Below are 22,013 nucleotides of genomic sequence, written 5' to 3' on the forward strand. Positions count from 1 at the left end.
GACCGCTATGGCGCGCCCCGGCATCGGCCGCCGCGACAAAGGACGTTTGCTCGGCCTCGGTGTCGGCCCCGGCGACCCGGAGCTGATCACCCTCAAGGCCCTGCGCCTGCTGCAATCGGCGCCGGTGGTCGGCTACTTCGTGGCCAAGGCCAAGGCGAATAAAGGCCAGGGCGGCAACGCCTTCGCCATCATCGAGCAGCACCTCGGCGAAACCCAGCAGCGCCTGCCGCTGGTCTACCCGGTGACCACCGAGAAGCTCGAGCCGCCGCTGAGTTACGAGGATGTGATCAGCGCCTTCTACGACACCTGCGCGGTGCAGATCGCCCAGCACCTGGACGCCGGCCGCGACGTGGCGGTGATCTGCGAGGGTGACCCGTTCTTCTACGGCTCCTACATGTACCTGCACGACCGCCTGGCCGCGCACTACCAGGTCGAGGTGGTGCCCGGCGTGTGCTCCATGCTCGGCTGCGCCTCGGTGCTCGGCACCCCGCTGGTGTACCGCAACCAGTCCTTGAGCGTGCTCTCCGGCGTGCTGCCCGAGGACGAACTCAAGCGCCGCCTGCAGGACGCCGAAGCCGCCGTGGTGATGAAGCTCGGGCGCAACTTCGACAAGGTCCGCCAGGTGCTACGCGAGCTGGGCCTGGACCGGCGCGCGCACTACGTCGAGCGGGCGACCATGGGCAGCCAGCGCATAGTTCCGCTGGACGACGTGGAGCCAATGTCCTCGCCGTATTTCTCGATGATTCTGGTACCGGGAGAGAAATGGCGCGGGTGAGCAGGCTCCCTGTGGGAGCGGCTTTAGCCGCGATTCCAGTCAACAACACAGCATCGCGGCCAAGGCCGCTCCCACGGATTGAATGGAAGACTCCATGAGCAGATCCCCGGCCATCGTCATTCTCGGCCCCTCCGCCCTGGCCACCGCCCGCCGCCTGCAGGGCCTCTACCCGCAGGCCCCGATCCACGGCCTGCGCGGGCGGGTGGCGGGCGTCGAACAAGCCTATGACGACTTCGGCGCCACCCTGCGCGGGCTGTACCGCGCCGGCACGCCGATCATCGCCCTGTGCGCCGCCGGCATCGTCATTCGCAGCCTGGCGCCGCTCCTGGCGGAGAAGGGTGCCGAGCCGGCGGTGCTGGCCGTGGCCGAGGACGGCAGCGCCGTGGTGCCGCTGCTTGGCGGGCTGAGCGGGGTGAATTTGCTGGCCCGCGAGATCGCCGCGCTGCTGGCCGTGGCGCCGGCCATCACCACCAGCGGCGAACTGCGCTTCGGCACCTGCGTGCTCAACCCGCCGCCCGGCTACGTGCTGTCCGACCTCGAGCAGGGCAAGCGCCTGGTCAGCGACCTGCTCGGCGGCGAGTCGCTGCGCATCGATGGCGCCGCGCCCTGGCTGGAAGCGGCAAACCTGCCGCTGGATGCGCAGGCCAGCCGCTGCATCCGCATCAGCCCGCAGCGCGCGGAGCAGGGCGGCGCGCTGCTGATCCACCCGCGCCTGGTACTGGCCCGCTGCGGCGCGCTGGACGGCGATCTGCCCGCTGCCGTGCGCGCTGCCCTGCAGCAGGCCGGCCTGGCCGAGGCGGCGCTGGCCGCGCTGCTGGTCGATGCCGCCGCCATGGCCCATCCGCAACTGGCCGCCGCAGCCGCCGAGCTGGGCGTGCCGCTGCGCTTTATCGACGCTGCAAGCGCCTTGCCCGCCGCTGTCTATGCAGAGGCGGGCGTTAGCCTGCATCTGGCCGCCACTCCAGAAGTTGCGGCACAAATCGGCCGGCCGCGTGGCCGCCTCAGCGTGATCGGCCTCGGCCCCGGTTGCGCCGAACTGATGGCCCCGGCCGTGCGCCAGGCGCTGGACCAGGCCGAGGACGTGCTCGGCTACGAGACCTACGTCAGCATGGCCGGGCCGTTCCGCGCCGATCAGCTGCTGCACGCCAGCGACAACCGCGAGGAACTGCAGCGCGCCGCCCATGCCTTTTCATTGGCCGCCCAGGGCCGGCGCGTGGTGATGGTGTCGTCCGGCGACCCCGGCGTGTTCGCCATGGCCGCCGCCGTGCTGGAAGCGCTAGAGGCATCCTGCGATGCCGCCTGGCAGGCGGTGGAACTGCAGGTGCTGCCGGGCATCTCCGCCGCCCTGGCCACCGCGGCCAAGGCCGGCGCGCCGCTGGGCCACGACTTCTGCATGCTGTCGCTGTCGGACAACCTCAAGCCCTGGGCCATGATCGAGAAGCGCCTGGACCACGCCGCCGCCGCCGACCTGGCCATGGCCTTCTACAACCCGATCTCCCGCGCCCGCCCCTGGCAGCTCGGCCGCGCCCTCGACATCGTCCGCCAGCACCGTACGCCACTGACCCTGGTGGTGCTCGGCCGCGACATCGGTCGCCCGGCCGAGGCGCTGCGCGTGCTGCCCCTCGGCGAACTGACGCCGGAGCTGGTGGACATGCGCACCCTGGTGATCATCGGCTCCAGCCAGACCCGCCGCTTCCCGCGGGCCGAGGGTGGCGAGTGGGTGTATACGCCGCGAAGCTATCCGCAGCTGTAGCTCCGCTGAGTGGGTTGAGTTGCACTTCCCCTGCTGCGAGCTGGACATCCGCCTGCGCCGCATCGCAGGGTGCAGGCTGCCGCTGGGGCAACTGTGGGTGGCTCGTCGCAGCCGCCGGTGCAGAGTGTCGCTGTTGCGATTTTTCTGCAGCGCACTTGGTGCTAAATAGAATGGCTAAAACCCTATCGCGTAATGCCGTGCAACGAGAACCGCTATGAGCATCCATCCTGAGACGAGCCGTGAGCATCCAGTCAGCCAGCGCGCGGCGGTGAGCCTATGATCGAAGTCACCGAGGTTTCCATCGCCGAACTGCGCGCCGCCCTCGAAGCCGGCCGCACCACCGCCGTCGAGCTGGTCCAGGCCTACCTGGCCCGGATCGATGCCTACGACGGCCCCGCCACGCCCACCGCGCTGAATGCCGTGGTGGTGCGCAACCCCGACGCACTGGCCGAGGCGCAGGCCTCCGACGCCCGCCGCGCGCGTGGCGAGACCCTCGGCCCGCTGGATGGCATCCCCTACACGGCCAAGGACAGTTACCTGGTCAAAGGCCTCACCGCCGCCTCCGGCAGCCCGGCCTTCAAGGACCTGGTCGCCTACCGCGACGCCTTCACCGTCGAGCGCCTGCGCGCCGCCGGCGCCATCTGCCTGGGCAAGACCAACATGCCGCCCATGGCCAACGGCGGCATGCAGCGCGGCGTCTATGGCCGCGCGGAAAGCCCGTACAACGCCGCCTACCTCACCGCGCCCTTCGCCTCGGGCTCGTCCAACGGCGCCGGCACCGCCACAGCGGCTAGCTATGCCGCCTTCGGCCTGGCCGAGGAAACCTGGTCGAGTGGCCGCGGCCCGGCCTCGAACAATGGCCTGTGTGCCTACACGCCGTCGCGCGGGGTGATCTCGGTGCGCGGCAACTGGCCGCTGACCCCGACCATGGACGTGGTGGTGCCCTATGCGCGGACCATGGCCGACCTGCTCGAAGTGCTCGACGTGGTGGTGGCGGACGACCCCGACAGCCGTGGCGACCTGTGGCGCCTGCAGCCCTGGGTGCCGATCCCCAAGGCTTCGGCGGTGCGCCCCGCGTCTTACCCGCAGCTTGCCGCGCCGCCCGCCGCCCTGGCCGGCAAGCGCTTCGGCGTGCCGCGCATGTTCATCAACCAGGATGAGCTGGCCGGCACCAGCGAAAAGCCCGGTATTGGCGGCCCGACCGGCCAGCGCATCCATACCCGGCCTTCGGTGATTGCCCTGTGGGAGGCGGCGCGCCAGGCCCTCGAAGCGGCTGGCGCGCAAGTGATCGAAGTGGACTTCCCGCTGGTGTCCAACTGCGAAGGCGATCGCCCCGGCGCCCCGACCGTGTACAACCGCGGCCTGGTTTCCAAGGAGTTCCTCCATGATGAGCTGTGGGAGCTGTCAGGCTGGGCATTCGACGATTTCCTGCGGGCCAACGGCGATCCCAAGCTGAACAAGCTCGCCGACGTCGACGGCCCGCTGATCTTCCCGCACGACCCCGGTACGCTGCCGAATCGCGAAGACGACCTGGCCGCCGGCATGGACGAATACGTGAACATGGCCAAGCGCGGCCTGAAAAACTGGAGCGAGATCGCGACGCTGCCCGACGGCCTGCGCGGCCTGGAAAAGACCCGCAAGATCGACCTGGAAGACTGGATGGACGGCCTCGGCCTCGACGCGGTGCTGTTCCCCACCGTGGCCGACGTCGGCCCGGCGGATGCCGACGTGAACCCGGTGTCGGCGGATATCGCCTGGAGCAACGGCGTCTGGGTGGCCAACGGCAACCTGGCCATCCGCCACCTGGGCGTGCCCACCGTGACCGTGCCGATGGGCGTGATGGCGGACATCGGCATGCCGGTGGGGCTGACCTTCGCGGGGCGCGCCTACGACGACTCGGCGTTGCTGCGCCTGGCGGCGGCGTTCGAGGCGACGGGCTCGAAGCGCTTGGTGCCGCCGCGGACTCCGCCGTTGGGGCGGGGGTGATAGGGGGCTTTGCCTGACTCGCCGGGCCTGCGTCTGCGACCCTAGGGTGGACAACCGCGCAGCGGTGTCCACCAGCTTGGTTGTCCGTGCCGCTGCTGGTTGTCGCGCTGGCTGAGGCATTGGTGTGGGTCCCTTTTGGCAGTCGCCCCAAAGGAACCAAAAGGTCTTGTCCCGGCATCCGGCCTTGCGCTGCGGAGGCGTTACTCGCTCCGCTCACCCTCCTGAAGGGGCGTTTGGCGTTGCCTGACCGTTGCGTACTTTTCGTGGGAGCGGCTTCAGCCGCGATAGCAAGCCAGAAGGTGCTGTCCGTTATCGCGGCTAAATCCGCTCGGGTTCAGCGTCACTTGGTCTGACTCGACGGATAAAGTCCGGCGAGCCGCGCGATCACAACCCCAACGTAAAATACCCCTGAAAATTCTTCGACCATCACCAGTGAGCGGGCGTGATTGGTCAACGGAAGAACATCACCGAAGCCGGTGGTGGTGAGCGTCGTCAGGCTGAAATAGATCAGTTTGAAAAAAGTGCCGGGCTGGGAGAAATCGAGGTGTCCGGGGCCGAATGAGCCAGCGCTGGATATCTCGACCAAGGCATAGATGAAGGACCATACGAAGGCCAGCATGATGTAGCCCGCGAGTGCGCCATGCAGCTTGTCGGCTGTAATTGGCCCGCGCTTGAGGATATAGCGCAGCACTCCGCTGAACGAGACTGCAAGAGACGTTGCATAAGTTATCCCGGCAAGTTCAAGAATCGCGATATTCGCAGTCGACAATGCCGTCCATTGAAGGCCAACCCCAAGCAATGCCAGGCCCAGTTTGAGGCTGAACCCCCACCGAGTCTGCCTGGTGGCAAAGGCGCCGACGAACAGCACGATTGAAAACAGAATGCCGAGCAACGTGCGAGCGAATATGCCTTCCTCAAGATAGGGAAACAGGAGGATCAAGCCCAGCAAGAGCAGCATTAGATAAGTGCAGGGCCCATGGCCTATTACCAGCTGTGCTAAATCCTCGTTGGATTCAGCTTTATCCTGTGGATTTGTCATACCAGTATCCTAGAGATCGAACTTACGCTCGTGACCTGACGTTGCATGGTGAAATCCGACCTGGCTCTAGAAGAGTCGGCAGCGAAACTCCAGTCGCGAATGCGTGAGAGGGGATCCAGTCTGGCAGACAGCCAAGGGGCGATCCATAGGGCCGCGCCGTAGATGCGTTCCTGGCCGATTTCTGCCGGACATCACCGGCAGCTTCGAGTCGCAGCAGCCTTGCTCGAGTTGTTCACTTCGCCGCTGACTCGCTCTTCCTCAGCAAATAGCTATCCATAATCCACCCATTCCTCTCCCGTGCCTGCGCGCGGGTGGCAGCAATCCGCTCCGCAACCTCGTCCAGCGGCCCGGCAATCAGAATCTCGTCCGCCGTGCCCACATACGCCCCCCAGTAGATCTGCAGCCCCTGCCCGACCAAGCGCAGGTAGCTGTCCTTGGCGTCGAGCATCACCGCCACGCTGTCCACGCCTTGCGGCCAGCCTGCGGCGAGCAGGCGGCCGGTGGTGATTTCCACGGCGCGGCCGATGCTGTTGAGCGGCACGCGGTGGCGGGCGGTGAGGGCCTGCAGGCTGGTGATGCCGGGGATCACCGCGTAGCGCAGGTCGCTGCGTGCGACGGCGATGGCCTCGACGATGCGGATGCTGCTGTCGTACAGCGAAGGGTCGCCCCAGACCATGAAGGCGGCCACTTCGCCATCGGCCATCTGCTCGTCGATCAACTGCTCGAACACCGCCTGCTTGTCGCGGTTCAGCTCGTCGACGCTGGCGCGGTAGTCGGCGGCCTCGCGCTCGCGTTCCGGCTGCAGGCCTTCGGCGAAACGAGGCGTGTGGCCGCCGAGGAAGCGCGCGCAGATTTCCCGGCGCAGGGCGTTGAGCTTGTGTTTGGCCGGGCCCTTGTCGAGCAGGAAGATCACGTCGGCGCGGCGCAGGGCCTTGAGCGCCTGCATCGTGATGTAGTCGGGGTCGCCGGCGCCGATGCCGACCAGCAGCAGTTCTTTCATGGTGTGTTCCAGGTTGGGGAGCGGGCGCGCAGCGCCAGCTCGTCGATATGCTGGTAGTCGGCGCCCAGCTCGCTGGCCAGCTGGCGGGCGCGGCCGAGGCGCACGGGCGTGCGTTCGATATCCACCAGCAGCGCCGGGCACTGGCTGGCGGGCAGGGCGGGCCAGTCGCGCAGGCGGCCGTCGGTGAGGATCAGCAGGCGCTGCTGTTCGCCCGGTTGCAGGTTCTGGCGCCGCGCCTGCCACTGCGCGGCCTGCTGCAGGGCCTCGATCAGCGGGGTGCCGCCGCCGGCGCCGAGTTGGTCGAGCCAGTCGCGCAGGGCGCTGGCGCTTTTCTGTCCCTGCCACAGCCAGCGCGGCTGCGTGCCGGTGGCGTGCAGCAGGGCCAGGCGTGCGCGCTGGCGGTAGGCCGCGTCGAACAGTTCGGCGAGCAGGCCCTTGGCCTGGCTCAGGGCGCCACCGCGGCGGGTCGAGGCCGAGGCATCCACTATCACCAGCCAGAGTTCGCTGGGTTGCGCGCTGCGTGGGCGGCGCAGCAGGTCCTGGCGGCTGCGCGGGTGGCCCTTGAGCAGGGTCGCCGGCCAGTCTATGCCGCCCAGCAGGCCGCTGCGGCTGGCGCCGTTGCGTCCGCCACTCAGGCTGCCCGGTTTGGCTCTGGCATCCGCACCCAGGGGCTGGCGCGGGCGGATGCTCAGGGCTTTTTTGCCCAGCGTGGTGGTTCGCGCCGTTCGCCCATGGCCTGGGCCTGGGCCGGCAGTTCGCCCCACTGGCCTTCGCCCTGGGCCGGTGCGCTGGCGGTGGACGGGCTGGGCGCGGGTTGCTGCTGTTGCGGGGGTTGTGGGTGCTGGGCCGGCGGCGCAGGGCGGCGGCGATGGCGTAGGACGAAGTCTGCCACCGTGTCGATATCGCCTGCCTCTATTCGCTCGGCCCCGCGCCAGGCCGCATGGGCGCGGGCGGCGTGCAGCCAGACCAGGTCGGCGCGCAGGCCGTCGACGCCGGCGGCGAAGCAGCGTTGGGCGATGGCCTCCAGCGCGGCGTCGTCCAGGGGAATCGCGGCCAGGCGCGCGCGGGCGTTCAGGCAGCGGCTGCGCAGTTGGTCCTGGGCGGCGGCCCAGCTGTGCAGGAAGGCCTGCGGATCGCTGTCGAAGGCCAGGCGCCGGCGCATGATCTCGGCCCGTTGCGCCGGTTGCGGCTGGCCGTCCAGGGCCAGGTTGAGGCCGAAGCGATCCAGCAGTTGCGGGCGCAGTTCGCCTTCCTCGCCGTTCATCGTGCCGATCAGCACGAAGCGCGCGCTGTGGCGGTGGGAGATGCCGTCGCGCTCGATATGGTTGACCCCGCTGGCGGCGGCATCCAGCAGCAGGTCGACCAGGTGATCGGGCAGCAGGTTGACCTCGTCGACGTACAGCACGCCGCCGTCGGCCTTGCTCAGCAGGCCGGGGCAGAACTGCGCGCGGCCTTCGCCCAGCGCCGCGTCCAGGTCGAGGGTGCCGACGATGCGTTCCTCGCTGGCGCCCAGCGGCAGGGTGACGAAGTGGCCGCTGGGCAGCAGCTCGGCCAGGCCGCGGGCCAGGGTCGACTTGGCCATGCCACGCGGGCCTTCGATCAGCACGCCGCCGATGGCGGGGTCGATGGCCACCAGGCACAGGGCCAGTTTGAGGTCGTCGGCGGCGACGACGGCGGCGAGGGGAAAGGAGGGCTGCATGCCGTTACCTCGTGACAAGGGTTGAAAGGGGGCGGGGCGATGGGGTAGCGTGGGTGCCATCGTTTTGGAGAGCAGCATGCCGTCTCGTCCCGTCCTGAACCGTCTCGTTCGCTGCGCCGCCGTCGGTGTGGCAGGCGTGCGCGCGCAGGTGCTGGCCGCGGCGGCCGGTTATTTCTTCTATGGGTATTGGTTTAGCCAACGGCGCGCCTGATACCCCACAGGCGCCCCAGAGCACAGGGTCGCCACCAGCGCGTTTCACGAAACCCCGGTCGGCCTCCCGACCGGGGTTTTTGTTTTTCCGGCCCACGAGGCCAACAACCAACGCCAACGCAGCCTGGCCGACGCGCAGCCATCCAGCGCAGGCGAGAACACAGAGGATCGAAACATGACCGCATACACCGCCTATTACCGTTCTTACCGCCCTTACGCCTGGCGATTTAGCAGCGCTGCCGCGCACCTCCGAGACTCCAGTCGAACACCCAGATAGCGCACCGCGCGTGGCATCAGGCCACGCCGGGCAAGGAAAACCGCCATGACTTCTTCCGTTACCGCCCTGCTGCACCCCGAACGCGCACAGCCCGTGCCGCCCCTCAATGCCCGCCGCCGCGAACTGCCGCTGCCGAGCCCGCTCGATCTGCGCCAGCGCCTGCCGCTGCCCGCCGGCCTCGCCGCCCAGGTGCAGGCCCAGCGCGCGGCCATCCGCGCCGTGCTCGACGGCCATGACCCACGCCTGCTGGTGGTGGTCGGTCCCTGTTCCCTGCACGACCCGTTTTCCGCCCTGGAATACGCCGACCGCCTGGCCGAACTGGCGCCGCAGGTGAGCGACCAGCTGCTGCTGGTGATGCGCGCCTACGTCGAGAAGCCGCGCACCACCATCGGCTGGAAGGGCCTGGTGTACGACCCACAGCTGGACGGCAGCGGCGACATGGCCGAAGGCCTGGAACTGTCGCGGCGGCTGATGCTGGCCATGCTCGAGCGCGGCCTGCCGCTGGCCAGCGAGCTGCTGCAGCCGCTGGTGGCCGGCTACTTCGACGACCTGCTGGGCTGGGCGGCGATTGGCGCGCGCACCAGCGAGTCGCAGGTGCACCGCGAGCTGGTCAGCGGCCTGGACCTGCCGGTGGGTTTCAAGAACGGCACCGACGGCAGCCTGGCCATCGCCTGCGACGCCATGCGCTCGGCGGCGCACCCGCACCGGCACTTCGGCGTGGACGGCCTGGGCCGCCCGGCGCTGGTTGAGACCGAGGGCAACCCGGACACCCACCTGGTACTGCGCGGCGGCCACGCCGGGCCGAACTTCGCTGCGGCCAGCGTGGCGGTGGCGCGGGCGAGCCTGGAGAAGCAGGGCATCGCCGCGCGGATCCTGGTCGACTGCAGCCACGCCAACAGCGGCAAGGACCCGCTGCGCCAGCCGGCGGTACTGGCCAGCGTGCTCGACCAGCGCCTGGCCGGCGACACCAGCCTGCGCGGGGTGATGCTGGAGAGCCATCTGCAGGACGGCTGCCAGGCGCTGGCCGCCGAGTTGCGCTACGGCGTGTCGATCACCGATGGCTGCCTGGGCTGGAACGGCACCGCGGCGATCCTGCGCGAGGCGGCGCAGCGGCTGCGTATGGGGCACTGAAGGCATCAGGACTCCTCCGCATCCAGTAGCAGGTTTTCCAGGGCCGCGCGGTACTCGCCGGGGTTCTGCCAGAGGCCGCGCTGCTGGGCTTCCAGCAGGCGTTCGAGGATGTCCTGCAGGGCGCCGGGGTTGTGCTGCTGGATGAAGTCGCGGGTGTCCTTGTCGAGCAGGTAGGCATCGCTGAGCAGGGCGTACTGGTGGTCGTCGACCAGTTCGCTGGTGGCGTCGAAGGCGCACAGGTAGTCGATGGTCGCCGCCAGCTCGAAGGCGCCCTTGTAGCCGTGGCGCTTCATGCCCTCGATCCACTTGGGGTTGGCCGCACGGGCGCGCACCACGCGGCTCAGCTCCTGCTTGAGGCTGCGGATGCGCGGGCTCTCCGGCTGGCTGTTGTCGCCGTGGTAGCTGGCCACCCTGGCCCCGCGCAGGGTTTCCACCGCCGCCAGCATGCCGCCCTGGAACTGGTAGTAGTCGTTGGAGTCGAGGATGTCGTGCTCGCGGTTGTCCTGGTTGTGCAGCACCGCCTGCAGCTGCTCCAGGCGTTCGGCGAACTGCGCCCGCGCCGGCGTGCCCTCGGCGTCTTTGCCATAGGCGTAGCCGCCCCAGTTGAGGTACACCTCGGCCAGGTCGGCGCGGCTCTGCCACAGGCGTTCCTCGATGGCGTTCTGTACCCCGGCGCCATAGGCCCCGGGCTTGGCGCCGAAGATCCGCCAGCCGGCCTGGCGCCGCGCCTCGGCCTCGTCCAGTCCGCCGTCCTGCAGCGCCAGGGCTTCCTGCCAGACCCGCGCCGACAGCGGGTTCAGCTCCGCCGGCTCGTCCAGCTCGGCCACCGCCTGCACGGCATCGTCGAACAGGCGAATCAGGTTGGCGAAGGCATCGCGGAAGAAGCCGGACACGCGCAGGGTGACGTCCACCCGCGGGCGGCCGAGCTGCTCCAGCGGCAGCACCTCGAAGCGCTCCACGCGCTGGCTGCCGGCCTGCCACACCGGGCGCACGCCGAGCAGCGCCAGGGCCTGGGCGATGTCGTCGCCGCCGGTGCGCATGGTCGCCGTGCCCCACACCGACAGGCCGAGCCGGCGCAGGTGGTCGCCTTCGTCCTGCAGGTGGCGTTCGAGCAGGCGCTCGGCGCTCTGCACGCCGATGCGCCAGGCAGTCGGGGTGGGCAGGTTGCGCACGTCCACCGAGAAGAAGTTGCGCCCGGTCGGCAGTACGTCCAGGCGCCCGCGACTCGGCGCGCCGCTGGGCCCGGCGGGGACGAAGCGACCGTCCAGGGCGGCGAGCAGGCCGGCCATCTCCGCCGGGCCGCAGGCATCCAGCAGCGGGGCGATGCGCTGGCGCAGCTCGCTGAGGATCAAGGCGCTGGCCGGGCCGACGGCCGGGTGGTCCGGGTTGCCGATCAGCTGCAGGGTCAACAGCTCCAGGCGCTCGCGGGTGTCGCCCAGGCTGCGCCAGGGCTCGTCGCTCAGCTCGGCCAGCACGGCCGGGCGCGGGCCGGTCCAGGGCTCGGCCATCGGGCAGTCGAGCGGGTCGAAGGCCAGAGCCAGGTCCTGGGCCAGGGCGCGCAACAGGCTGGCGTTGCCGCCCTGGCCATCGCCGCGGGGAATGCGCAGCAGGGCCAGCAGGGTGTCGCGGCGCAACGGGCCGGCCGGCGACTCGCCGAACACGTGCAGGCCGTCGCGGATCTGCGATTCCTTGAGGTCGCACAGGTAGGCGTCCAGCTGCGGCAGCCAGCTGTCCGCGTCGTCGTTGAGCTGCAGGCCCAGTTCGCGGTCCAGGCTGGCCTCGCGCACCTTGAGCAGGATCTCGCCACGCAGCTCGATGGCGCGGCGCGGGTCGAGCTGGCTGGCCTCGTAGTACTCGTCGGCCAGGCGTTCCAGGTCGCGCAGCGGGCCGTAGCTCTCGGCGCGGGTCAGTGGCGGCATCAGGTGGTCGATGATCACCGCCTGGGTGCGCCGCTTGGCCTGGGCGCCTTCGCCGGGGTCGTTGACGATAAAGGGATAGATGTTCGGCAACGGGCCGAGCAGGGCGCTGGGCCAGCACTGCGCCGACAGGCCGACGCTCTTGCCCGGCAGCCATTCCAGGTTGCCGTGCTTGCCGACATGGATCACCGCGTTGGCGGCGAAGCTGTGGCGCAGCCAGAAATAGAAGGCCAGGTAGCCATGCGGCGGCACCAGGTCCGGATCGTGGTACACCGCGGCGGCGTCCAGCTGGTAGCCGCGCGCCGGCTGGATGCCGACGAAGCACAGGCCGAAGCGCAGGCCGGCAATCATCAGGCGGCCGCCGCGGAACATCGGGTCCTGCTGCGGCTCGCCCCAGCGCTCGAGCACCGCCTGCTGGTTGGCGGCGGGTAAGGTGGCGAAGCAGCGCCGGTAGTCGTCCAGCGCCAGGCTCTGCGCGCAGGGGCGTGCATCCAGGTTGTCCAGGTCGTTGGTCACTCCGCCGAGCAACTGGTGGATCAGCGCGGTGCCGCTAGCGGGCAGGCCCTCGACCGGGTAACCCTGCTGCTGCAGGGCGCGCAGGATATTCAGCGCCGCGGCCGGGGTGTCCAGGCCGACGCCGTTGCCGATGCGGCCGTCGCGGGTCGGGTAGTTGGCCAGCACCAGGGCGATGCGCTTGTCGGCGTTGGGCCGGCGCGCCAGCTCGCACCAGCGGCGTGCCAGCGCGGCGACGAAATCCATGCCCGGCAGGTGCGCGTGGTAGCAGACCACGTCGCTCTGGCTGCGCTCGCTGCGCCAGGCCAGGCCCTTGAAGCTGATCGGCTGGGTGATCAGGCGGCCGTCCAGCTCCGGCAGGGCGATATGCATAGCCAGGTCACGCGAACCGAGGCCCTGGGCGCTGGCCTGCCACTGCTCCTGGTTGGCCAGGGCGCAGATGGCCTGCAGTACCGGGATGTCGCGCCTGAAAGGGCGTAGCTCCGGCGCCTCCGGATTGCTCATGGCGAAACCGGTGGTGTTGAGGATCACCCCGGCCTCGGCCTGATCCAGCCAGTCCTCGACCTGGGCCAGGCAGGCCGCTTCCTTGAGGCTGGCCACGGCGATCGGCAAGGGATTCAGGCCCTGGGCCTGCAGGCGTGCGCAGAAGCTGTCGACGAAGGCGGTGTTCGCCGCCTGCACATGGGTGCGGTAGAACAGCAGCGCCGCCACCGGCCAGCCCGGCTGCCAGTCGGCGCGCCAGCGCTCCAGGCTGGCCGCGGCCTGCTGCGGGTGGTAGAGGGCGACGCGGGGCAGGGCGCGCGGCTCCTGCCAGGGGTAGTCGCGCCCTAGGTAGAGGCTGGCGAGGCAGTGGAAGAACTGCCGGGCGTTGTCCACCCCGCCCTGGCGCAGGTACTGCCACAGGCGCTCGGCGTCGGCCGGTGCGACATTGCCCAGGCCGCTCAGCTCCGGGTCGGGGCTGTCGTCGCCGGGCACCAGGATCAGCTGGGCACCGCGCCCGGCCAGTTCGACCAGGCGCTCGATGCCGTAGCGCCAGTAGCTGACCCCGCCGTGCACCGAGATCAGGATGACCTTGGCGTGGCGCAGCACCTGCTCGACGTAGAAGTCCACCGAGGCGTGGTTGTTCAACTGCGCCGGGCTGGCCAGGCGCAGGCTGGGGAAATCGTCCGGCAGGCTGCGCGCCACCTCGGCCAGCAGCGACAGGTGCGAGTCGCCGGTGCAGAGGATCACCAGCTCGGCCGGGGTCTGCTGCAGGTCGGCGATGCTGTCGGCCGGCAGTTGGGCGCCGGGCTGGGTGCGCAGCAGGTGCATGGCTAGCAGTCCGCCGAGGAGGAGTGGTGTGGGAGCGGCTTTAGCCGCGAAGCCCTTATCGCGGCTGAAGCCGCTCCCACGACGAGGTTGGGCATGGTCAGGCCAATGCCGCCTGCAGCTCGCCGGCGATGGCGGCCTGGTCCAGCGCCTGGCCGATCACCACCAGGCGCGTGAGGCGCGCTTCGTCGGCCTGCCAGGCGCGGTCGAAGTGCTTGTCGAAACGCTGGCCGACGCCCTGCAGCAGCAGGCGCATGGGTTTGCCGGGGATGGCGGCGAAGCCCTTGATGCGCAGGATGCCGTGCCTGGCCACGGCCTCCTTCAGGGCCGGCAGCAGGTGTGCTTCCTCGGCTGGCGGCAGTTCCACGGCGAAGGAGTCGAACTGGTCGTGGTCGTGGTCCTCGTCTTCCTCGTCGTGGTGGGTGCGGCGCTGGTCGATATGCAGTTCGGTCGCGCAGTTCAGGCCCAGCAGCACGTCCAGCGGCAGCTCGCCGCCGTGGGCCTCGATGACCTTCACCGCCGGCGGCAGCTCCTCGGCCACCTCGGCGCGCACCGCGGCCAGGGCGGCGGCGTCGAGCAGGTCGGCCTTGTTGAGGATGACCAGGTCGGCGCTGGCCAGCTGGTCGGCGAACAATTCGTGCAGCGGCGATTCGTGGTCCAGATTGGGGTCCTGCTGGCGCTGCGCATCGACCTGCTCGGGGAAGGCGGCGAAGGTGCCGGCGGCCACGGCCGGGCTGTCGACCACGGTGATCACCGCGTCCACCGTGCAGGCCGTGCGGATTTCCGGCCAGTTGAAGGCCTGCACCAGCGGCTTGGGCAGGGCCAGGCCGCTGGTCTCGATGAGGATGTGGTCGAGCTCGCCGCGGCGCGCCACCAGCTCGCGCATCACCGGGAAGAACTCCTCCTGCACGGTGCAGCACAGGCAGCCGTTGGCCAGCTCGAAGATGCGGCCGTTGGCTTCTTCCTCGCTGCAGCCGATCGAGCATTGCTTGAGGATTTCGCCGTCGATGCCCAGCTCGCCGAACTCGTTGACGATCACCGCGATGCGGCGGCCGTCGGCATGGCCGAGCATGTGCCGCAGCAGGGTGGTTTTGCCGGCGCCGAGAAAGCCGGTGACGATGGTGACGGGAAGTTTGGCGAGCGTTTGCATGGAGGGCCCCGGAGCGTCGGTGAAGTCGACGGACGGGCAGGGGCAGGCCGGCGTCCGGGCGGACGTGGGCCTTGCACCACCGGATCACCCCGCCCGGACAGTTAGCGTGTTAGTCGAGGCAGGTCTCCTGGCTCACGGTGTGCGCTGGGCGCGTCCCCTTCACCTTCCCGCCGTTGGCAGTGGTGTATCGAAGGGGCTTGAACCGTTCACAGTTGCGGGGGCAGCCAGGGCGTTGACCCTGTTCCCTCTTAGCTGCACCCGCGCGGGTGCAGAACCTCGAAAGGGCGGAAGGCTACGCAGTGCCCGCGGGCCGGTCAACCTTGGCGGTTGACGCTGGGCCGGGCTTCGTGATGTTCTAGAAAAGCTGTTTCAGGTGTCTCGCACCGGCGTGTGCGAGGTGAAACGGGAAGCCGGTGGGTCTCTTGCGAGACGAGTCCGGCGCTGCCCCCGCAACGGTAAGCGTACGTAGGGTTGTCGTAGTCACTGTGCCTTGGCATGGGAAGGCTGACCCAGTCACTGTCGAAGCCGACAGTCGTCGCAAGCCCGGAGACCGGCCTGAATCCTCGTTTGGCAACCCGCGGTGGGCGGGTGCGCGCCGGATTCAGGCCCCCGGATGGGCCTGCACGTGCTGCGTCCTTCTGCCCCGTTTTCACATCACCAGAAGGTCAGCTCATGTCCAGCAGCGCACTGTTGTCTTCCGCATCCGTTACCCGTCCTCTCTCGCAACGCCTGTTCCTGGCCGTTGGCAGCTGCCTGCTGGGCGGCGCGCTGATCTTCGTCGCCGGCTTCTCGCACATCGAGGCGATGCACAACGCCGCCCACGATACCCGGCACAGCGCCGCGTTTCCCTGCCACTAAACCGCCAGTTCGCCTGAGCGTTACCGCCCCGTGTGGCGGCGTCGCCGCCTTGCCGCTGTTTCGAGAAGTCCCGAGATGATCAAACGTATCGCCCAGACGGCCGGTTTCGCCGGCCTGCTCGCCGCCATCCTGCTGACCCTGCTGCAGAGCCTGTGGGTCACCCCGTTGATCCTGCAGGCGGAAAGCTACGAGAGCGCCGCGCCGGCAGAACAGGTGGTGGCCGAGCACGGCCATGCCGTCGCCGAACCGGCTCATGAGTATGCCCAGGCGCAGGCCGCCGGTCACAGCCACGATGGCGAGGCCTGGGCGCCGCAAGACGGCTGGCAACGCACCCTGGCCACCGGTCTGAGCAACCTGGTGGTGGCGGTCGGTTTCGCCCTGATGCTGGCCGGCCTGTTCACCCTGCGCGCGCCGGGCCGGACCTGGCAGGGCCTGCTCTGGGGCCTGGGCGGTTTCGCCACCTTCTCCCTGGCGCCATCCGCCGGCCTGCCGCCGGAACTGCCGGGCACCGCCGCCGCCGACCTGCTGCTGCGCCAGTACTGGTGGATCGGCACTGCCGTGGCGACGGCCGCGGGCCTGGGCCTGCTGGCGTTCGGCCGCCACTGGGCGCTGCGGGTGGCCGGCCTGGTGCTGCTGGTGCTGCCACACCTGATCGGCGCGCCGCACCCGGAAGTACACGAGAGCCTGGCGCCGGCCGAGCTGCAGGAGGCATTCATCCTCGCTTCTCTGCTGACCAACGCACTGTTCTGGGCGGCCCTGGGCCTGGCGGCTGCCTGGTTCCATGGTCGTGACGCCCGGCAGGATGCCTGAGTCGGTGATCATCGCCGGCCTCGGCTGCCGGCGTGGTTGCACAGCGCTCGAGCTGGCTGAGCTGCTGTTGGCCACGCTGCACCAACTGCAACTGCCGCTGGCGGCGCTCAGCGGCCTGGCCAGCAGTGCGCGCAAGCGTGACGAGCTCGGCCTGCTGCAGCTGGCGGCCGAGCTCGATCTCCCGCTGACCTTCTGTGCGGCCGAGCAACTGGCGTCCTACGAATCGCGCCTGAGCGAAAGTTCGGCGCTGGCGCGTGAGCTGACCGGCAGCGCCGGGGTGGCCGAGGCCAGTGCCCTGGCCCAGGCCGAAGCCCTCGCCGGTCGTTCCGCCACGCTGCTCTGCACCAAGCAACGCAGCGCCTGCGCTACCCTGGCGCTCGCCCGCGCCTGAATCGGAAATCGCCATGACCGTCTATTTCATCGGCGCCGGCCCCGGCGACCCGGAACTGATCACCGTCAAGGGCCAGCGCCTGATCCGCAGTTGCCCGGTGATCCTCTACGCCGGCTCGCTGGTGCCGGCAGCGGTGCTGCAGGGGCATAGCGCCGAGCAGGTGGTGAACACCGCCGAGCTGCATCTGGACGAGATCATCGCGCTGATCCGCGCGGCCGCCGAGCGTGGCCAGGACGTGGCCCGCGTGCATTCCGGCGACCCGTCGCTGTACGGCGCCATCGGCGAGCAGATCCGCCATCTACGGGCGCTGGGCATCGCCTTCGAGATCGTGCCCGGAGTGACGGCCACTGCCGCCTGCGCGGCCCTGCTGGAAAGCGAGCTGACCCTGCCGGAGGTGTCGCAGACGGTGATCCTCACCCGCTACGGGCACAACTCGCCGATGCCGGCGGGGGAGGAGCTGGCGGCCCTGGCCAGCCACCGCGCGACCATGGCCATCCACCTGGGCGTGCAGCACCTGGCGCAGATAGTCGCCGAGCTGCTGCCGCACTACGGCGCCGACTGCCCGATCGCCGTGGTCCACCGCGCCAGCTGGCCGGATCAGGACTGGGTCGGCGGCACGCTCGCCGATATCGAGGCCAAGGTGCGCGCCAAGGGCTTCCGCCGTACCGCGCTGATCCTGGTCGGCCGGGTGCTGGGCGCCGAGGAGTTCGCCGAATCGGCGCTGTACCACGCCGACACCCGTCACCTGTTCAGAACCTGATTAGCGCCTGGTTCTAGCTTGCGAGACATTAATCTGGCTTTCGGAAGCTGCTTGCGCTCTTTGCGGGCTACGCAATGCCAGCCCGCAGGCCCTGTTGCAGCCTCGTTTGGGCGCCTGACTTAGGGTGCGCTGCGCGCACCGGGACAATCTGCGGGCTTTCTGGTGCGCATGGCGCACCCTACGGAAGGTTCGCGACAGGTTCTCGGAACGGTAGGCGACGCAGGCAATACAGGCTCGCACTGACCTTGCCCCGGTTGTCGGCGATGGCGATCTGCGCGCCGTGCTCGCGCAGCTGCTGGTTGATCGAGCTGGCGAACAGCTGCTGGACGAAGGTGCGGTATGTCAGCGGCGGCTCGGTCGCCAGTCGCGGGGCGAGGAAGCCATGCAGGGCGGGGAGGGTGAAGCACCACTCGGCCGGCGCGCAGGCGAAGCCCTGGGCGTGCAGCTGCTCGATCAGCACGCCGTCGCCGCGCAGGACGCGTGCGCAGCAGTCGAGGAAGAGCGGTACCGCTGCGCTCATGGCATCCACATCATCGGGGCAAGGGGCGGGCAGTGTTGCAGATCGCCGCGCGGGCTAACAGCCGGCAGGCTTGCCTGATACCGCGCTTGGCGGGCACCCTGTTGCCTCTGTTGAGCCCGCCCTCCGTACCGGGCCACACAAGATTTCGTAAGGACGACAGATGCGCGACTACCAATGGCTCCACGAATACTGCCTGAACCGCTTCGGCTCGGCCGCGGCCCTGGAGGCCATGCTGCCGCAGCCGCGCCCTGACGCCGAGCTGCGCGCCCTGGGCGATGACCGCTACCTGTCGCTGATCGCCCTGCGCGTGTTCCGCGCCGGCCTCAAGCACAGCCTGGTGGATGCCAAGTGGCCGGCCTTCGAGGAAGTGTTCTTCGGCTTCGTCCCGGAGAAAGTCGCGCTGATGAGCGCCGAGCATCTGGAGCGGCTGATGCAGGACGCGCGCCTCATCCGCCACCTGGGCAAGCTCAAGAGCGTGCCGCGCAACGCCCAGTTCGTACTGGATGTGCAGAAGGAAAAAGGCAGCTTCGGTGCGTTGATCGCCGACTGGCCGGTGACCGATATCGTCGGCCTGTGGAAGTACCTGGCCAAGCACGGCAGCCAGCTCGGCGGGCTGTCGGCACCGCGCCTGCTGCGCATGATCGGCAAGGACACCTTCATTCCCACCGACGATATGGTCGCCGCGCTCAAGGCCCAGGAAATCATCGACAAGGCGCCGACCAGCCTCAAGGAACTGGCCGCCGTGCAGGCGGCCTTCAACCACTGGCATGCGCAGAGCGGCCGGCCGCTGTGCCAGCTGTCGGTGATGCTGGCTCATACGGTCAATCATTAGGAGCCTGTAGGGTGCGCCGTGCGCACCAGCAGTCCGTGCAGGGTTGGCGGTGCGCGCGGCGCACCCTACGGGTCGGCAGGATCATCAGGAGAGTGCGATGGAGCAGGACATCATCCGCGTCGCCCAGGCCATCGAACGGGCCGAGCGCATTCTGATCATCACCGGCGCCGGCCTGTCCGCCGACTCGGGGCTGCCGACCTATCGCGGCCTTGGCGGCCTGTACAACGGTCTCACTCCGGAAGGCCTGCCGATCGAGGCGGCGCTGTCCGGGCCGATGCTGCGGCGCGACCCGGCGCTGTGCTGGAAGTACCTGGCCGAACTGGGCAAGGCCTGCCTGGGCGCCCGACCGAATGCCGGGCATGTGGCCATCGCCGAGCTGCAGCGGCGCAAACCCGGCTGCTGGGTGCTGACGCAGAACATCGACGGCTATCATCGCCAGGCCGGTTCGCCGGCGCAGCGCCTGATCGAGATCCACGGCCAGCTGGCGCCGTTGTACTGCCAGTCCTGCGGCGCCGAAGATCCCGAACTGGCTGCGCACCTGCAGCGGCCCTTGCCGCCGCGCTGTGCCCAATGCGGGGGCATCCTGCGCCCGCCGGTGGTGCTGTTCGAGGAAATGCTGCCGGAGCAGGCCATCGGCAGACTCTACGACGAACTGCACAAGGGCTTTGAGGTGGTGCTGGCGGTGGGCACCACGGCGAGCTTCCCCTACATCGTCGAGCCCCTGGCACAGGCCCGCAGGAACGGGGGTTTCACCGCGGAAATCAACCCTGCGACAACTGACCTCAGCGGCTGGGTGGACGCCCACATAATGCGGGGGTCTTTAGATGTTTTGCCTGAACTACTGAGTCACATTTCTCGGCATTGAATTTGCAATCCTGGTCTTCAGCGGGCATAGTCGCCCCCTTATAAAAACCAGACAAACACGGTCGTGCCCATGCTAAAGCGCTTCGCACCCCTCGTGCCTCTTGCACTGATTACCCTCCTGGCGGCCTGTGCCGGCCAGGTTTCGCACCAGCCGGTCGAGCAGGTTGCGGTCGAGCCGGAACCCGTCGAGTTCATCAGCGACGAGCAGATGATGGCCGACATCACCGACGACAAACCTTATGCGCTGCCGCAGCTGGCAGACAGCATCCTCAGTCAGGGCCTGTCCCTGGTCGGCACCAAGTACCGTTTCGGCGGCACTTCGGTGAAGACCGGTTTCGACTGCAGCGGTTTCATCGGCTTCCTGTTCCGTGAAGAAGCCGGCATGCAGCTGCCGCGCTCGACCCGCGAAATGATCAACCTGGATGCCCCGCTGGTGGCCCGCGCAGAGCTGGAGCCGGGCGACATCATCTTCTTCAACAACCGTGGCCGTGGCCGCGTCAGCCATGCCGGCATCTACCTGGGCGATGACCAGTTCATCCACTCCAGCAGCAGCCGCAGCGGTGGCGTGCGCATCGACAGCCTGGATGACAGCTACTGGAACCGCAGCTACATGGAAGCCAAGCGCGCCCTGGCGCTGGCCCCGCAGCTGCAGGCCGCGCGTTCGGTTCACCGTTGAGCCTGCCTGGGCACAGGGCTTGCGCCTGTGTCCGGCACGCGGCAGAGTAGGGCGCATTCCGGCCAGGATCGCCCGCCATGCATGTAACGGCTCGCTTCGCCCTGCTAGCCCTCGCCGCGCTGCTCACCGCCTGCGCCGGCAACCCGCCCTCTCCCGATTACCCCGTCGCCCCCTTTCCCATCGTTGGCAACGAAACGGCCGACGATGTGCTGATGAGTGCCATCGGCCTGGTCGGCACGCCCTATCGCTATGGCGGCAATACCCCGGACGGCGGCTTCGATTGCAGCGGCCTGATCGGCTACGTGTACCGCAACTCGGCCGGCATCCAGCTGCCGCGTTCGACCCGCGAGATGATCAACCTGCGTGCACCCACGGTCAGTCGCAGTGCCCTGCAGAGCGGCGACCTGCTGTTCTTCGCCACCAATGGCGGCGGCCAGGTCAGCCATGCCGGCATCTATGTCGGCGAAGGGCGTTTCGTCCATGCGCCGTCCAGCGGCGGCACGGTGCGCCTGGACAACCTCGCCACGGCCTACTGGCAGAAGACCTACCTCAGCGCCAAGCGCGTGCTGGCGCCGGCGCAACTGGCGCGCCAGCCATGACCAACCGCACTCTCAACCTCGACGACAGCCTCTACCAGTACCTGCTGGATGTCTCCCTGCGCGAGACCCCGCTGCTCAAGCGCCTGCGCGACGAGACGGCGCAACTGCCCAGCGCGCACTGGCAGATCGCCCCCGAGCAGGGCCAGTTCATGGCCCTGTTGGTGCAGCTGAGCGGTGCCAAGCGCATCCTCGAAATCGGCACTTTCACCGGCTACAGCGCCCTGTGCATGGCCGCCGCCATGCCGGCGGACGGCCAGCTGATCTGCTGCGACCTGCCCGGCGACTACAACGCCATCGCCCGTCGCTACTGGTACGAAGCCGGCCTGGCCGAGCGTATCGAGCTGCGCCTGGCGCCGGCCCTGGAAACCCTGAACGCCCTGGAACGCGGCGGACAGGGCGAAAGCTTCGACCTGATCTTCATCGACGCCGACAAGGCCAACTACCCGGTGTACCTGGAGCACGCCCTGGTTCTGGCGCGCCAGGGCGGGCTGATCCTGTTCGACAACGTGCTGTGGAGCGGCCGGGTGCTCGAGCAGAACCCGGACAGTGCCGACACCCGCGCGATCCAGGCGCTCAACCGCACGCTCAAACGCGACCGGCGTGTCGACCTGTCCCTGCTGCCGCTGGGCGACGGCCTGACCCTCTGCCGCAAGCGTTGACGCTCCACCCCCAACCTTCTACCCTGCGCCCCTTGCTACAGGTGCCCCGGCCGCGCAGCGTCCATGGGGTGAAACAGGGAAGCCGGTCCATTCGTTCGCGAAGAATCCGGCGCTGCCCCCGCAACGGTAGGTGAGTCAACGAGTGCATCCAGCCACTGTGTCATTCGGCATGGGAAGGCGCGCCCGAGGAGCCAGAGGCTCCGCTCACAAGCCCGGAGACCGGCCTGAAGCGATCCACGGCATTGCGGCGGGCTTTGCGGGTGGGGTGGGCCTGCTCGGCCTCCCCG

The 22,013-nt window shown here is 69.0% G+C and carries 21 protein-coding genes and 3 riboswitches; of the genes, 14 read left to right on the forward strand and 7 right to left on the reverse strand.

What is annotated here, in order from left to right; translation table 11 throughout:
• Positions 1-7: 7 nt before the first annotated feature.
• From F3I62_RS13165 to F3I62_RS13175, 3 genes are all read left to right on the forward strand, one after another.
• Entirely contained in the window at positions 8-775 is a 768-nt protein-coding gene (locus F3I62_RS13165; RefSeq protein WP_160490214.1) for a precorrin-2 C(20)-methyltransferase, read from the forward strand.
• A gap of 94 nt (positions 776-869) precedes the next feature.
• Positions 870-2,528 carry a precorrin-3B C(17)-methyltransferase gene (gene cobJ, locus F3I62_RS13170; RefSeq protein WP_160490094.1) on the forward strand — a complete coding sequence of 553 codons (1,659 nt, stop codon included), beginning with the start codon at positions 870-872 and terminating at the stop codon, positions 2,526-2,528.
• 276 nt (positions 2,529-2,804) lie between these two features.
• Positions 2,805-4,514, forward strand: coding sequence for an amidase (locus F3I62_RS13175; RefSeq protein WP_160490095.1), 1,710 nt, complete (start codon positions 2,805-2,807; stop codon positions 4,512-4,514).
• A gap of 340 nt (positions 4,515-4,854) precedes the next feature.
• Here F3I62_RS13175 and F3I62_RS13180 read toward each other — a convergent pair whose 3' ends face one another.
• The 4 genes from F3I62_RS13180 to F3I62_RS13195 form a co-directional block, all read right to left on the reverse strand.
• The gene (locus F3I62_RS13180) at positions 4,855-5,553 is read right to left on the reverse strand and encodes an ion channel (protein WP_160490096.1); all 699 of its coding nucleotides are present in this window, start codon (positions 5,551-5,553) and stop codon (positions 4,855-4,857) included.
• A gap of 232 nt (positions 5,554-5,785) precedes the next feature.
• A complete protein-coding gene (gene cobF, locus F3I62_RS13185) occupies positions 5,786-6,553 on the reverse strand; it encodes a precorrin-6A synthase (deacetylating) (protein WP_160490097.1) in 768 nt (255 codons plus the stop codon).
• Positions 6,550-7,221, reverse strand: coding sequence for a VWA domain-containing protein (locus F3I62_RS13190; RefSeq protein ID WP_160490215.1), 672 nt, complete (start codon positions 7,219-7,221; stop codon positions 6,550-6,552). Before F3I62_RS13190 ends, cobF begins: the two co-directional genes overlap by 4 nt.
• A 20-nt stretch (positions 7,222-7,241) precedes the next feature.
• Positions 7,242-8,252: an ATP-binding protein gene (locus F3I62_RS13195; RefSeq protein WP_160490098.1), complete on the reverse strand. Its 1,011-nt coding sequence runs from the start codon at positions 8,250-8,252 to the stop codon at positions 7,242-7,244.
• Between the two features lie 76 nt (positions 8,253-8,328).
• Here F3I62_RS13195 and F3I62_RS20310 point away from each other — a divergent pair, with 76 nt between their 5' ends.
• Together F3I62_RS20310 and F3I62_RS13200 are read left to right on the forward strand one after the other, a co-directional pair.
• Positions 8,329-8,463, forward strand: a complete 135-nt coding sequence (locus F3I62_RS20310; RefSeq protein WP_256667758.1) for a hypothetical protein — start codon at positions 8,329-8,331, stop codon at positions 8,461-8,463.
• A gap of 321 nt (positions 8,464-8,784) precedes the next feature.
• Positions 8,785-9,870 (forward strand): 3-deoxy-7-phosphoheptulonate synthase, encoded by a 1,086-nt coding sequence (locus F3I62_RS13200; RefSeq protein ID WP_160490099.1) that lies wholly within the window; start codon positions 8,785-8,787, stop codon positions 9,868-9,870.
• Between the two features lie 5 nt (positions 9,871-9,875).
• Here F3I62_RS13200 and cobN read toward each other — a convergent pair whose 3' ends face one another.
• Both cobN and cobW read right to left on the reverse strand, forming a co-directional pair.
• Positions 9,876-13,610, reverse strand: coding sequence for a cobaltochelatase subunit CobN (gene cobN / locus F3I62_RS13205; protein WP_160490100.1), 3,735 nt, complete (start codon positions 13,608-13,610; stop codon positions 9,876-9,878).
• Between the two features lie 97 nt (positions 13,611-13,707).
• Positions 13,708-14,757, reverse strand: coding sequence for a cobalamin biosynthesis protein CobW (gene cobW, locus F3I62_RS13210; protein ID WP_160490101.1), 1,050 nt, complete (start codon positions 14,755-14,757; stop codon positions 13,708-13,710).
• A 99-nt stretch (positions 14,758-14,856) separates the two neighbouring features.
• A riboswitch (cobalamin riboswitch) is annotated at positions 14,857-15,051 on the reverse strand.
• A 60-nt stretch (positions 15,052-15,111) separates the two neighbouring features.
• A riboswitch (cobalamin riboswitch) is annotated at positions 15,112-15,331 on the forward strand.
• A gap of 98 nt (positions 15,332-15,429) precedes the next feature.
• On the opposite strand from cobW, the gene F3I62_RS13215 reads away from it, so the two are divergent.
• From F3I62_RS13215 to cobM, 4 genes are all read left to right on the forward strand, one after another.
• The gene (locus F3I62_RS13215) at positions 15,430-15,615 is read left to right on the forward strand and encodes a CbtB domain-containing protein (RefSeq protein WP_160490102.1); all 186 of its coding nucleotides are present in this window, start codon (positions 15,430-15,432) and stop codon (positions 15,613-15,615) included.
• A gap of 75 nt (positions 15,616-15,690) precedes the next feature.
• Positions 15,691-16,425, forward strand: coding sequence for a CbtA family protein (locus F3I62_RS13220; RefSeq protein WP_160490103.1), 735 nt, complete (start codon positions 15,691-15,693; stop codon positions 16,423-16,425).
• The gene (locus F3I62_RS13225; RefSeq protein WP_256667759.1) at positions 16,418-16,816 is read left to right on the forward strand and encodes a cobalamin biosynthesis protein; all 399 of its coding nucleotides are present in this window, start codon (positions 16,418-16,420) and stop codon (positions 16,814-16,816) included. The genes F3I62_RS13220 and F3I62_RS13225 overlap by 8 nt, the downstream gene beginning before the upstream one ends.
• A 13-nt stretch (positions 16,817-16,829) precedes the next feature.
• Positions 16,830-17,576, forward strand: a complete 747-nt coding sequence (gene cobM / locus F3I62_RS13230; protein WP_160490105.1) for a precorrin-4 C(11)-methyltransferase — start codon at positions 16,830-16,832, stop codon at positions 17,574-17,576.
• Between the two features lie 178 nt (positions 17,577-17,754).
• Here cobM and F3I62_RS13235 read toward each other — a convergent pair whose 3' ends face one another.
• The gene (locus tag F3I62_RS13235) at positions 17,755-18,096 is read right to left on the reverse strand and encodes a hypothetical protein (protein ID WP_160490106.1); all 342 of its coding nucleotides are present in this window, start codon (positions 18,094-18,096) and stop codon (positions 17,755-17,757) included.
• A gap of 160 nt (positions 18,097-18,256) precedes the next feature.
• On the opposite strand from F3I62_RS13235, the gene F3I62_RS13240 reads away from it, so the two are divergent.
• The 5 genes from F3I62_RS13240 (at position 18,257) to F3I62_RS13260 (ending at position 21,726) form a co-directional block, all read left to right on the forward strand.
• Positions 18,257-18,928: a DNA-3-methyladenine glycosylase I gene (locus F3I62_RS13240; RefSeq protein WP_160490107.1), complete on the forward strand. Its 672-nt coding sequence runs from the start codon at positions 18,257-18,259 to the stop codon at positions 18,926-18,928.
• Between the two features lie 97 nt (positions 18,929-19,025).
• Positions 19,026-19,793: an NAD-dependent deacylase gene (locus F3I62_RS13245; RefSeq protein ID WP_160490108.1), complete on the forward strand. Its 768-nt coding sequence runs from the start codon at positions 19,026-19,028 to the stop codon at positions 19,791-19,793.
• A gap of 69 nt (positions 19,794-19,862) precedes the next feature.
• Positions 19,863-20,468 carry a C40 family peptidase gene (locus F3I62_RS13250; protein WP_160490109.1) on the forward strand — a complete coding sequence of 202 codons (606 nt, stop codon included), beginning with the start codon at positions 19,863-19,865 and terminating at the stop codon, positions 20,466-20,468.
• Between the two features lie 77 nt (positions 20,469-20,545).
• Positions 20,546-21,067: a C40 family peptidase gene (locus tag F3I62_RS13255; protein WP_160490110.1), complete on the forward strand. Its 522-nt coding sequence runs from the start codon at positions 20,546-20,548 to the stop codon at positions 21,065-21,067.
• Positions 21,064-21,726, forward strand: coding sequence for an O-methyltransferase (locus tag F3I62_RS13260; protein ID WP_160490111.1), 663 nt, complete (start codon positions 21,064-21,066; stop codon positions 21,724-21,726). Before F3I62_RS13255 ends, F3I62_RS13260 begins: the two co-directional genes overlap by 4 nt.
• Before the next feature lie 22 nt (positions 21,727-21,748).
• Positions 21,749-21,969, forward strand: a riboswitch (cobalamin riboswitch).
• The last annotated feature ends 44 nt before the right edge of the window (positions 21,970-22,013 follow it).

Source organism: Pseudomonas sp. R-28-1W-6 (assembly GCF_009799925.1).
GTDB lineage: Bacteria > Pseudomonadota > Gammaproteobacteria > Pseudomonadales > Pseudomonadaceae > Aquipseudomonas.